Origin of the sequence: Bradyrhizobium liaoningense (assembly GCF_018130955.1) — a bacterium.
GTDB classification, from domain to species: domain Bacteria; phylum Pseudomonadota; class Alphaproteobacteria; order Rhizobiales; family Xanthobacteraceae; genus Bradyrhizobium; species Bradyrhizobium liaoningense_C.
In genome coordinates, this window is the sequence record NZ_JAFCJM010000109.1 from 1 (window position 1) to 12134 (window position 12134).

General features: G+C 65.3%; 10 protein-coding genes. 9 read left to right on the top strand and 1 reads right to left on the bottom strand.

Annotation, left to right across the window (positions count from 1 at the left end; translation table 11 throughout):
* Positions 1-206: 206 nt before the first annotated feature.
* From JQ632_RS38100 to JQ632_RS38135, 8 genes are all read left to right on the top strand, one after another.
* Positions 207-1010 (top strand): hypothetical protein, encoded by an 804-nt coding sequence (locus tag JQ632_RS38100; protein ID WP_249152825.1) that lies wholly within the window; start codon positions 207-209, stop codon positions 1008-1010.
* 140 nt (positions 1011-1150) lie between these two features.
* Positions 1151-1834, top strand: a complete 684-nt coding sequence (locus JQ632_RS38105; RefSeq protein ID WP_212407856.1) for a hypothetical protein — start codon at positions 1151-1153, stop codon at positions 1832-1834.
* Positions 1835-2118: 284 nt separating this feature from the next.
* A complete protein-coding gene (gene gyrB, locus JQ632_RS38110; protein ID WP_212407857.1) occupies positions 2119-4554 on the top strand; it encodes a DNA topoisomerase (ATP-hydrolyzing) subunit B in 2436 nt (811 codons plus the stop codon).
* 111 nt (positions 4555-4665) lie between these two features.
* Positions 4666-5133 carry a hypothetical protein gene (locus JQ632_RS38115; RefSeq protein ID WP_212407858.1) on the top strand — a complete coding sequence of 156 codons (468 nt, stop codon included), beginning with the start codon at positions 4666-4668 and terminating at the stop codon, positions 5131-5133.
* Positions 5134-5273: 140 nt separating this feature from the next.
* Entirely contained in the window at positions 5274-6569 is a 1296-nt protein-coding gene (gene murA, locus JQ632_RS38120) for a UDP-N-acetylglucosamine 1-carboxyvinyltransferase (RefSeq protein ID WP_212407859.1), read from the top strand.
* Between the two features lie 273 nt (positions 6570-6842).
* On the top strand, positions 6843-8234 hold the full coding sequence (locus JQ632_RS38125; protein WP_212407860.1) for an MATE family efflux transporter: 1392 nt from the start codon (positions 6843-6845) through the stop codon (positions 8232-8234).
* Complete coding sequence (locus JQ632_RS38130) at positions 8231-8716, top strand: DUF2867 domain-containing protein (RefSeq protein ID WP_212407861.1); 486 nt, start codon at positions 8231-8233, stop codon at positions 8714-8716. The genes JQ632_RS38125 and JQ632_RS38130 overlap by 4 nt, the downstream gene beginning before the upstream one ends.
* On the top strand, positions 8713-9363 hold the full coding sequence (locus tag JQ632_RS38135) for a 2-hydroxychromene-2-carboxylate isomerase (protein ID WP_212407862.1): 651 nt from the start codon (positions 8713-8715) through the stop codon (positions 9361-9363). The genes JQ632_RS38130 and JQ632_RS38135 overlap by 4 nt, the downstream gene beginning before the upstream one ends.
* Before the next feature lies 1 nt (position 9364).
* Here JQ632_RS38135 and JQ632_RS38140 read toward each other — a convergent pair whose 3' ends face one another.
* The gene (locus JQ632_RS38140) at positions 9365-10489 is read right to left on the bottom strand and encodes an aromatic acid exporter family protein (protein ID WP_212407865.1); all 1125 of its coding nucleotides are present in this window, start codon (positions 10487-10489) and stop codon (positions 9365-9367) included.
* 123 nt (positions 10490-10612) lie between these two features.
* Between JQ632_RS38140 and JQ632_RS38145 the strand changes: the two genes are divergently transcribed.
* On the top strand, positions 10613-11980 hold the full coding sequence (locus JQ632_RS38145; RefSeq protein ID WP_212407863.1) for an MmgE/PrpD family protein: 1368 nt from the start codon (positions 10613-10615) through the stop codon (positions 11978-11980).
* The last annotated feature ends 154 nt before the right edge of the window (positions 11981-12134 follow it).

The window sequence follows — 12134 nt, forward strand, 5'->3', positions numbered from 1 at the left end:
CTCGCACGGCAGCCTGCACGCCAAACCACCGATCAGCCGCCTCGCCCTCCCGGAGAACGACCTCTTGAGATTCCACAACTAGCCCGCCGCCTTTGTCGAGATCGGCAAGGTTGAACCTGTCCGGTTCGTGGGGCGACTAGTCGTCTGGAGGCCGCGGCGACCGTATCGCAGCCGCTGTATCGCACGAAGACGCGCGATACACTTGGATGAGCACGACGATGGTCAGGCACGGGATGAAGGTTTCGGCACAATGGCGGCCGGTTGCGTGCAGCCTCTTCCTCTTGGCGGGCTCGCCAATCGAGGCTCAGGCCGGCGGCATCATGGACGTGGACGTGCAGGCCTATCGCAACTGCGTCGCGCCGAGCCCGCTCGCCAGGATCAAGGCTGCGATCGGCTGGCAGACGCTCACGCCAAATCCCGACAAGGCCGTGCCCGTGCCGACGGCATCTAGCTTCAGCAGCTTCAACACAACGGTGACGCCCGGAAGCAAGGCTCCGCTTCGGAGCACGCTCGAAGCCTGCGTACCCGCAAAGCTTGGCGACGTGCTGGCCTTCTACCGCACGGAGCTCGGCAAGCTCGGCTGGCAGGAAAAGCCGGACGGCGCGGTGATCGCGGCCGATCAGGCGCAGCTTGCCTTCACCGTCCCGGAGGGATCGGCGGTGCTGAAGCTCGGCCGCAAGAACGGCAACACCTCGGTCAGTCTCGTGCAGAAGAACTCGGAGGCCGCGACCAAGGCGAACGTCATGCCCAAACCCGGCCAGGCAGCGCTGGTGTTCGCCAATAGCGGCGACAACGAAGCAGAGCTCACCATCAACGAGCAGACGATCACGATCGCGTACCGCCGCCAACACGCGCTGAGGCTCGATCTGCCGCCGGGCGAGTATTCCTACGAGCTGCGCGTGCCGGACCATCCAACCCGCACCGACACCCTCACTCTCGCCGTCGGCGATGCCTGGGAGCTCACGGTGGGGCGCGACGGAGCCGTCCAGTCGCCGTTCCATCTGTACTGACCCCGCAGCCCTTGCCGGATCGGCCAGGTTGAACCTGGTCGATCCGTGGGGCGACTAGTGGTCCAGAGGCCGCGGCGACGCCTATCGCAGCCTTGGCGTCGCGCGAGGATCAAGACGCGCGGCATCCCTGGAGAGTGAGTGTGACGATAGTCAAGCGCCCCACGAAAGTCCCGGCACGATGGCGGCTGCTGGTGTGCGCCCTCGCTGTTCTCGCAGGCTGTTCGAAGGAGCCGCTGACAGCAGATCCCGACGTCGACATGCCGGCACCGAAGCAGAGCAGTTTCAGCCAATTCCACACCACGCGGGCGCATGGCGCCGAGGCCCCGCTCCGGCTCGAGCTCGCAGCGCGCGTGCCCGCAGAGCTCAGCGATGTGCTCGCCTTCTACCGCAGAGAGCTCGGACAGCGCGGCTGGCAGGAGAAGCCGGATGACGCGGTGATCGCCGCCGACCGCGTGCACCTCGCCTTCGTCTCCCCAAAGGGCCCGGCCGTGCTGAAGCTTGGCCGCGCCAAGGGCGAGACCACGGTCAGCCTGGCGCAAAGGAATCCGGAGGCCGCGGCCAAGGCCAATGTCCTGCCGATATCAGGACAAGCACGGCTGATATTCGGCTATCTAAGGCCAGACGTGGCTTCGCTTGTGATCAACGATCAAACCATCAAGATCGCGGGCGGCGAAAATCATCCACAAGTGCTGGATCTGCCGCCCGGCACGTATTCCTACCAGCTGCGCGTGTCGGGCCTTACGCTGCGCACCGATACTGTCACCCTGGCCTCAGGCGAGGCCTGGGCCCTCAACGACGATAAAAAGCCGTCCCAGATCTACTGAACCCGCGGCCCGTTCCGGGACGCCCTATGCGCCCTGAAACGGCCCTGCGACGCCCGGAAGAACCACGTCCCCGAAGGCCCCAAAACGTGCCGTCGAATCGGCCTTTTTGCAGCGCCGAGAATCGGCCTTCCGACGCCTTGAAAACAGGCAAAAAATCCCTATCTGCTCAAAGGGTTGCGATAGGATACTTTGCGCTAGGCGCAGGTCCCCTTTCGTGGCACAAATAGCAGGAATCAGCGCCCCTTGTGCGCCGCTGATTCGGGACACCCCTCGAAGGCCTCTCAATGACAGAACCTGCTCGGCAACCAATTGCCGAAAACGAGCCCTCAAACGCGAATGAGTACGGCGCGGAATCGATCCGCGTGCTCAAGGGTCTCGATGCCGTCCGCAAGCGCCCGGGCATGTATATCGGCGACACCGACGACGGCTCGGGCCTGCACCACATGGTCTACGAGGTCGTCGACAACGCGATCGACGAAGCGCTCGCGGGCCACGCCACGCGCGTGGACGTCGTGCTCAATGCCGACAATTCCGTCACCGTGCGCGACGACGGCCGTGGCATTCCCGTCGACATTCACAAGGGCGAAGGCATCTCGGCGGCCGAGGTCATCATGACCCAGCTCCATGCCGGCGGAAAATTCGACCAGAACTCCTACAAGGTCTCCGGCGGTCTGCACGGCGTCGGCGTCTCCGTGGTCAACGCGCTGTCCAGCAAGCTCGGCTTGCGCATCTGGCGCGACGACAAGGAGCACTACATCGAGTTCGCCCATGGCGATGCGGTGGCACCGCTCAAGGTCGTCGGCGACGCGCCGGGCAGGCGCGGCACCGAAGTGACGTTCTTGGCCTCGCTCGAAACGTTCAAGAACGTCGAGTATGATTTCGCGACTCTCGAGCACAGGCTGCGCGAGCTCGCCTTCCTCAATTCCGGCGTCAACATCGCGCTGTCCGACATGCGTCACGCGGTCGAAAAGCGCGAGGAGATGCACTATTCCGGCGGCGTCGAGGAGTTCGTCAAATATCTCGATCGCAACAAGAAGGCGATCGTGCCGGCGCCGATCATGGTGCGCGCGGAGCTCAACGGCATCGGCGTCGAGGCCGCGCTTTGGTGGAACGACAGCTACCACGAGAACGTGCTCTGCTTCACCAACAACATCCCGCAACGCGACGGCGGCACCCATCTGGCCGGCTTCCGCGGCGCGCTGACGCGCCAGGTCAATGGCTATGCCGAGGCCAATGCGAAGAAGGAAAAGATCGCGCTCACCGGCGACGACTGCCGCGAAGGCTTGACCGCCGTTCTCTCGGTGAAGGTGCCCGATCCAAAATTCTCGTCGCAGACCAAGGACAAGCTGGTGTCCTCGGAAGTGCGCCCGGTGGTCGAGAACGTGTTGAACGAAGCGCTGCAGGCCTGGTTCGAGGAGCACCCCAGCGAAGCCAAGATGATCGTCGGCAAGGTGATCCAGGCCGCGGCCGCCCGCGAAGCCGCCCGAAAAGCGCGCGAGCTGACGCGCAAGAGCCCGCTGTCGGTCTCCTCGCTGCCCGGCAAGCTCGCCGACTGCCAGGAGAAGGATCCGGCGAAATCCGAGCTCTTCATCGTCGAGGGTGACTCGGCAGGCGGCAGCGCCAAGCAGGGTCGCAACCGCGAATTCCAGGCCGTCTTGCCGCTCCGCGGCAAGATCCTCAACGTCGAGCGCGTGCGCACCGACAAGATGCTGTCCAGCGAGCAGATCGGCACGCTGATCACCGCGCTCGGCACCGGCATCAGCGACGATTTCTCGATCGAGAAGCTGCGCTATCACAAGATCATCGTGATGACGGACGCCGACGTCGACGGCGCCCATATCCGCACGCTGCTGCTCACCTTCTTCTACCGCCAGATGCGCGACGTCATCGACGGCGGCTATCTCTACATCGCCCAGCCGCCGCTCTACAAAGTTTCGCGCGGCAAGTCGGAGCAGTATCTGAAGGACGAGCGCGCGCTGGAAGACTATCTGATCAATACCGGGCTCGACGATTGCGTGTTCACGCCCGGCACCGGCGGCGAACGCTCGGGCCGCGACCTGCATTCGCTGGTCGACGACGCCCGGGTCATCCGCGGCATCCTGCGCAATCTGCACAGCCGCTATAATCGCAAGGTGGTCGAACAGGCTGCCATCACCGGCGTGCTGAACAAGGCGATCTATGGCGATCCCGAGAAGGCCAGCGCCGCGGCGCAATACATCGCCGGGCGACTGGACGCGCAGGCCGAGGAGGTCGAGCGCGGCTGGATCGGCCAGTATGTGGAAGGCCAGGGTTTTGTCTTCGAGCGCACCGTGCGCGGGGTCAAGGAAGCCGCCGCCGTCGACGACGCATTTTTGGGCTCGGTCGAGGCCCGCAAGCTCGACGAGTACACGGGAAGGCTCCAGGACGTCTATGCGCGGCACGGCAAGCTGCGCCGCAAGGACTCCGAGCACGCGATCCACGGCCCCGTCGACCTGTTCGAGGCGGTCACCGAAGCCGGCCGCAAGGGCATCACGCTGCAGCGCTACAAAGGTCTGGGCGAGATGAACCCCGAGCAGCTCTGGGAGACGACGCTCGACACCAACGTCCGCTCGCTGTTGCAGGTGAAGGTCAAGGAGGTCGACGAGGCCGACGACATCTTCACCAAGCTGATGGGCGACGTGGTGGAGCCGCGCCGCGACTTCATCCAGGAAAACTCGCTCAGCGCGACCATCGACACATAACGCGCCGCACCGGACTGTGGCGCGCTGGCGCACCCGGTGAACCCCGCCGGCGCCCGCCGCGACGAAGTGACGTAAATCCTGCGGCCAATTGGGGCCGGGAAGCGTCATGTCATGACCAGTTCTGCAACGACGGGTAATGCTGCGCCATCTCGCTGGTTCGGCTCGATCGGCAGCATCATCGGGCTCTTGGCCCTGATTGCGGCCGTGTTGCCGCATTGGGTCCTGCCGATGATCTATCCGCCGCCTCCGGTCGATAAGGTCATCGTCGACACCGGACATCGCCTCAAGGACCGCCTGATCGCCCGCGCCAAGGGCGTCGAGTATCAGGCCCCGGTTCAGGAGAAATCGGCCGGCGCCCAACTGAGCAGCGAATTGTCCGCCGGCGCAATCGCACTCGGCCTGTTCGCCATCGCCTTTTCGGTGTTTTCGCTGATCCGCCGCGAGGAACGGCTGTTGGCCGGCGTCTCGGCGACGCTTGGCATCGCCGCGATCGCGTTCGAATTCTCCTTCTTCGTGATCGGCGCGCTGATCCTGATCGCGATCATCTATGCGGTGGTGCACATCCTCGATTTCTTCTAAAGGCCTGTTTTCGGCCCCTACACTGATGCTCGGAACGGGCCTGCACCTTCGGGAAGTGCAGAATTGATACTGCGCCCGATTCTCGCTAGTTTCCGCCCCCGAAACGGCCCGGCCCAACTGCAGGACAGCGAGAACCCCACGTGGCGCCCATTCAGTACATCGTCGAGGGCGGTCACCGGCTCTCGGGCACGATCGAGCCCTCCGGCAACAAGAACTCGGCACTGCCGATCATCGCGGCTGCGCTGCTGACCGAGCATCCGGTTACGCTTCAGAACGTGCCGCGCATCCGCGACACCGAGACGCTGGTCGAGCTGATCCGCTCGGTCGGCGCGTCAGCCGAATGGACCGCGCGCAACACGCTCGTCATTCATGCGAAAAGTATCCGGGCGGCCGATCTCGATCCCGAGCTCTGCGTCCGCATCCGCGCCTCGATCCTGCTCGCAGGTCCCCTGCTCGCCCGTTGCGGTGAGGTGATGCTGCCGCCGCCCGGCGGCGACGTCATCGGCCGGCGCCGGCTGGACACGCATGTGCTGGCGCTGGAGCAGTTGGGCGCCAAGGTCACCGCGACCGACCGGCTGGAATTCCGTGCCCCAAAACTCACCGGCGCCGACGTGTTCCTGGACGAGCCGAGCGTCACCGCGACCGAGAACGCGCTGGTCGCAGCGGTCGCGGCCGAAGGCACGACCTATTTGCGCAACGCGGCGTCCGAGCCGCATGTGCAGGATCTCGCCAATTTCCTGGTCGCGCTCGGCGCGAAGATCGAGGGCATCGGCACCAACACCATGATCGTGCATGGGCAGGCCACGCTCGGCGGCACGATCTATGCGATCCAGCCCGATCATATCGAGGTCGGCTCGCTGATCGGGCTTGCCGCGGTGACGCGCTCGCCGCTCCGCATCGCGCGGGCCGGCGTCGACCATCTGCGCTCGATCCGCATGGGGTTTGAGCGGCTCGGCATCGTCTGCCGCGTCGAGGGCGACGATTTGATCGTGCCGTCCAACCAGACGCTCAAGATCCAGGACGATTTTGGCGGCCACGTGCCGAAGCTGGAGGACCAGCCCTGGCCGGCCTTCCCCGCCGATCTGATGTCGATCGCGATCGTCACCGCCACGCAATGCGAAGGCGTGATTTTGATGTTCGAGAAGATGTTCGAGTCGCGGATGTTCTTCGTCGACAAGCTGATCGCGATGGGTGCGCGCATCGTGCTGTGCGACCCGCATCGCGCCATCATCGCCGGCCCCAGCCGGCTGCGCGGCGCATCGATGATCTCGCCCGACATCCGCGCCGGCATGGCGATGCTGCTGGCGGCCGTCTGCGCCGAAGGCACCTCGACGATCAACAATGCCGACCAGATCGAGCGCGGCTATGAGCGCATCGACGAGCGGCTGAACGCGCTCGGCGCGAAGATCAAGCGCGTGCCGGAGCGGAAGGGCTAAGGCTCGCTTTCTTCCTTCTCCCCTTGTGGGAGAAGGTGGCGCGAAGCGCCGGATGAGGGGTTGCATCCGCGAAATCAATCGCGAGTGACTCGTCCGCGGAGAGAGCACCCGTCTCGCCGCTAAGCCATAGCCGATGCGAAGCATCGGCGTTCTCAAAAGGACTGCGGCCAAAGGCCGCCTATGCCACCCTCTCCCACAAGGGGAGGGTGAAGGCCGCGTCCGGGACCCAAGACCGGCCATTTTTTGGTCGCGTGCTGATACTATTGGTACCCCATGCTCGACACGGTCCAGCATCCGCAGCCGCAGTCCGGCGTGCAGCAAAATCATCTCGCCGACGAGTTCGGCGAGACGCTGCGGCTGGCCGTGCCGATGATGCTGACCCAGCTCGGCCAGATCGCGATGATGACGACCGATCTCGCGCTGATCGGCCGGCTCGGCGAGGATTCGGTGGCTGCGGCCGCGCTGGCGCATACCGTCTATTTCATCAGTTTCACCTTCGGTCTCGGTCTCGTGGCGGCGGTATCGCCATTGGCGGCGCAGGCTTTTGGCGCGGGCGATCCGCGCCGCATCCGCCGCTCCCTGCGCGTCGGCCTCTGGGTGTCGCTCCTGATCTCGCTGCCGATGATGGCCTCGCCGCTCTATGGCGAGGAGATTTTGCTTGCGCTCGGGCAGGCGCCGCATTCCGCGGCGCTTGCCCAGCACTATCTCTACGGGCTCGCCTGGGGCATCGCGCCGGCGCTCGGCTTTATTGCCCTGCGCGGCATGATGAGCGCGGTGAACCATCCGCAGCCGCCGCTGTGGATCACCATTGCCGCGATTCCGGCCAACGCGCTGCTCGTCTACGCCCTGATCCACGGCCTGTACGGCCTTCCGCGGCTCGGGCTGTTCGGCGCGGGCCTTGCGACCACGCTGGTGAATTTCGGCACCTTCTTCGCCGCGCTCGGCATCGTCGCCTACCGAAAGCCGTTCGCCGATTATCATACGCTCGTCCATCTCTGGCGAATCGACTGGCCGTTGATGCGCGAGCTCATCATGATCGGCGCGCCGATCTCGTTCTCCCTGCTGATGGAATACGGCCTGTTCTCCTCGGCCGCGCTGCTGATGGGATTGATCAGCACGACGGCGCTCGCCGCGCATCAGATCGCGCTTCAGGTCACGGCCGTGCTGTTCATGATCCCCCTCGGCATCGGCCTTGCAGCGACGGTGCGGGTCGGGCACGCCTTCGGCCGCAACGAACCGGACGGGGTGAAGCGCGCGGGCCTGGTCGCGGCACTGCTCGGCATCGCGCTGGTCGCAGCGCTGACGCTTGCGATCGTGCTGACGCGCTATCCATTGGCGCGGCTGTTCTTCGGCGGCGGCGACACCAGCGAGGCGACGGTCGAGCTGACCGCGACCCTGCTGCTGGTCGGCGCCACCTTCTTCATTGCCGACGGTCTCCAGTCCATCATGGGCGGCGCGCTGCGCGGCCTCAATGACACGCGGATGACGCTGGTGTTCGCCGCGATTGGCTATTGGGGCATCGCCTTCCCGATCGCCTGGGTGCTGGCCTTCCACGCACATCTCGGCGCCGTGGGCGTCTGGATCGGACTGTCGATCGGGACATTCGTTTATGCCGGGCTTCTGATCTTGCGCTTCCAGCGTCTGGCGCGCAAATTGACGGCATGACACCGGTCCAGGAAGTCGTTCCCGAGGTCGATCCCGGCACGCTGCTCGCCGGCGCCCAGTTCGTCGATGCCTATCGCGTCGAGATCGGCGAACAGCCACTCGATGCGCGGCGGGCCTGCGAGAAGATGGTGCTTGGCGGGCCGCGCTGGATCGATGCGCTGCTGCGCCTGCGCAACATCCTGGTGTTGCCGTTCGGGCTCAAGACCTCGGGCGAAGGCGCGCCTGCACCGGGCGGCATGATCGGCCTGTTTCCAGTGGTCAGCGAGACGCCGGAGCGGCTGGTCGCGGGCTTCAACGATTATCACCTCGACTTCCGCGTCGTGGTCGATGTCGGGCGTGCGGCGACCGGCCGGCAAGTCACCGCGACCACGCTCGTGCTGACACATAATCTTTTGGGCCGCGCCTACCTGACGCTCATCATGCCCTTCCACAAGCTGGTCGTGCGCAGCATGATGCGGCAGATCGTGAGCGAGATGCGATGACGCTCTCCGTCGATCTCTACTTCTCGTTCCGCAGCCCCTATAGCTATCTGGCGCTGCCCAAAACGCTGAAGCTGGTCGAGGAGTATGATCTCACGGTCAATCTGCGACCGGTCTATCCGCTGGCGGTGCGCGTGCCCGGCTTCTTCAAGAAGGCCAATCCGCAGCTCATTCACTATATCGTTCTCGATTCCAGTCGCGTGGCACAGCGCGAGGACATCCCGTTCCGCTTTCCGCGTCCCAATCCGATCGTGCAGGACTTGACGACGCTCGAGGTCGCCGCAGAGCAACCTTATATCCATCGTCTCACCCGGCTGGGCGCGATGGCCCAACTCGAAGGATGCGCGCTGCCTTTCACCTACGCGATCGCACGCACGTTGTGGGACGGCTCGGTGGACGGCTGGAACGAAGGCGATCATCTCGCGCGGGCCGCCGAGAAGGCCGGCTTCGACCTCGCCAGGATGGACGCGGCGATTGAAGCCGATCCTGATCGCTACGAGCAGGTGATCGCCGGGAACGAGAAGGACCACGCGGCCGCGGGCCATTGGGGCGTGCCGACCTTCGTCTTCGAGAAAGAGCCATTCTTCGGCCAGGACCGCATCGATCTCCTGGTCTGGCGCATGCAAGGCAAGGGATTGACGCGGCGCTAGGCTACCTCGCCTGATCGGCCACCCGCGCGGGCTTGCTCAGCGACGTCTCCGACCACTCACCGACGACGCGATCGAGATCGCCGAGATTCTGGTGCATCTGCTCCAGCGAGAAACTGAGCGCAAAGAAGCGCTCGGCGGTGTCGCCGGGATGGCCGCGGATCAATCCCTCGCGGCGGACGGCCGCGACCTCGTTCGCATAGCGCTCCAGCGCCAGGTGCACCGGCCGGATCGCCGGCGCGCCGACGCCGGAACGAAGCGCCTCCGCGGCGGAGCGCATGTAGGCCGCGATCGTCGCTGAGACGTCCGACAAGGGACCGACGAGCCGTGTCTGCACTTCGGCCGGCAGCGGCACCACGGTGGCGCGGCCGATCATCACGACGTCATGGCGCAGCCGCAGGATCGTGCGCAGGAGCGGGCCGGTATCCGGCCCCGACGACAGGCGCGCTGCGCGCTCACGCTCGGCCTCCGCGCCGATCGCGTTCAGGGCGACGATCGCACTGCCTATGCCGTCCTGAATACCGTGGAGCGCATCGCTGTCACGGCCGCGCGTCAGCCCCGCCAGCAATTCGGTGAAGGCGTCGGCGATCAGTTCGAGCAGGTGCCCGGCGCTGGCGCGAATCTGCCGCACCGCACGCGAGGGCAGCACGAGGAACGAGACGAGGAGGCCTGTGATGGCGCCGACCGAGACCTCGCTGACGCGATCGATCGCCGAGGTCATGGGATCGGCATGATGCATGGTCGGAACCAGCAGCACGATGACCGCCGTCACCGTGGCGGCACTCAGGCTCGGATGGATCGCCGCGACGAAGGCGAGCGGTGCCACGGCCAGCACGAGCAACCCCAGCAATTGCATCTCGCCGGAGTAAGGGATCAACACCGCGATCGCGCCGCCATAGATGGCGCCGCCGACCGTACCGAGCATGTAGTCGCGCGTCGCCTTCAGCGAGCGTCCGACGCTCATCTGGGTCACGATCAGCGAGGTCAGCACGGCCCAGAGCGGCAGCAGCAGATGCAGCGCGGTGGCAATCGCATAGGCCGCGGTGGCCGCCACCGTGACCCGGATCGCGAGCCCCAATTGCGTCCGCAGCGCCAGAATCCGATCGAACAGCCGCTGTGAGAGAGCCATCATCCAATATCCCGGCAACGCATCAGTTAAGCGGCTGACAGCATAGCTGATCCCCGCGAGCCAATGGCAGCTTGAAAGGCCAAATCAGCCCGCCTAACTTGCCCGCCAAAACGAGGAAACACGATGGCCCACGAAACCGCAACGTTAGCTGCCTATGTTGCCAACCTGAAATACCAGGACATCCCGGCCGAAGTGCTGGATCGCGCAAAGGTGCTGACGCTCGATTTCCTCGGCAGCGCCATCCGCGCGCGGAGCGAGGCGGAATCGACGCCGTCGGTCCTGAAGATGCTGGAGGCCCTCGCCCTCGACACCAAGGGCGAGTCCACCGTGTTCGGTGACAGCAAGACATGGACACCCGCGGTCGCGGCGCTGCTCAACGGCGCGCTCGGCCATTCCCTCGATTTCGACGATACGCACGCGGACTCCTCGCTGCATCCGAGCGCGCCGGTGGTCCCGGCGGCATTTGCCGTTGGTGAGATGGTCGGCGCGTCGGGGCGCGACGTGCTCACCGCGATCGTTGCGGGCTACGAGGTCTGCTGCCGGCTCGGCAACGCGCTCGACCCGACCTCGCATTACGCGCGCGGTTTCCATCCGACCGCGACCGCCGGTACCTATGGCGCGGCCGCTGCGGCTGCAAAACTGTTTGGTCTCAACGAGACGCAGACCATCGCCGCCTTCGGCGTCTCCGGTAGCCAGGCCGCCGGTTCACTGCAATTTCTGGTCAACGGTGCCTGGAACAAGCGCTACCAGGTCGGCGCCGCCGCGATGAACGGCGTTATCGCTGCCACGCTCGCGCGCAACGATTTCATCGGCGCGACCGAATCCGTCGAAGGCAAGCACGGCCTGCTGGTCGGCTACACCGATGACGCGCATCCCGACAAGGCCACCGCCGGTCTCGGCAGGACCTATGAGACGATGAAGATCGGCGTAAAACCGTATCCGAGCTGCCGCTACACCCATGCGGCGATCGACGCGCTGATCGCGATGCGGCGCGAGCACAATCTGACGCCCGAGCAGGTCAAGCGCGTCGAGGTCGGCCTTCATCGCAACGGCATCACGCTGACCGGCGATGCTGCGACCAAGCGGCATCCACGCTCGATCGTCGGCGGGCAGTTCTCGATGTTCTTCACCGGCGCGCTTGCGCTCGACCAGGGCTCATTTGGCTGGGACGACTACGTCAGGCTCGGCGATGCCGCGATCGACGCGCTCGCCGACAAGTTCGACGTCGTGCAGGACGAGCGCCTGGAAGGCCGCAGCCATCCTTTCGGCGCGCGCGTCAGCATCACCACCGACGACGGCGTCCATGAGCGCCTCTACGCCGATCCCTCCGGCGAGCCGAATTCCTTCCCCGACGCCAAGGCGATGCAGCAGAAGTTCTTGACGTTGGCGCGCCCGGTGCTGAGCGGCCGCGCCGAGCAGTTTGCGGAGGCGATTTTGTCGCTGGAGCGGTTCGATCGCGTCGAGAAGGCGACGCAGCTGGGGCGGCAGTAAGCTGGCGCTACGTGCGCGGTGCACCCTCTCCCCTTGTGGGCTAAGGGATGCCCGAAAGTGATTCCCGAGAATTTGGGAATGTGATTCAAGGCCTTTCGACCTGTTTGGGACGGGAGGCATGGGATGTCTTTTGGCGATATTCGGGTTGCTGAGC